We start from the raw sequence: 474 nt of genomic DNA, 5'->3' as shown, positions 1-474 counted from the left end.
CTGATACACCGAGGTATCTGCATCGCAGGCAAGCCAGCTCCCACAGAAAAGCAGCTCTGCTTTCGCTCTGGATCTTGCTTTGGCTTTTAACACTCAGGTCGGCTCTCAGGCCGCCGTGCTCTTGCTTTTGATCTTGATCTTGATCTGACTGCCCCAATAAGCCCGAGGCCGAACGCAGGTATTGCGGAGCGGGTAAACCGGCAGGACGCCGGTTTAGCCGCGCCGGGCCATGGATGGCCCGTCGCGGCGGCCCGCGGAGCAATGCCGGAGTGAGGGAACACCGAGCCTAGGCGAGGTGCCGACAGGCGGGGCAGAGCGCTTTGGTTACTTTGCCGCTTTTTGTACGGACCGGACACATGGTTGACGGGTGTACGGGGACATGGTGGACACTTTTCGGCGAGCTAACTACGCCGGAAAACCATCATGCCCTGGAATACGAGAGACGCCATGAGCCTGAAAAAAGAGTTCGTTGCC

The organism is Pseudomonas sp. Colony2 (assembly GCF_019382755.1).
In the GTDB taxonomy this organism is placed as follows: Bacteria; Pseudomonadota; Gammaproteobacteria; order Pseudomonadales; family Pseudomonadaceae; genus Aquipseudomonas.
This window is presented reverse-complemented; position numbering follows the sequence as displayed.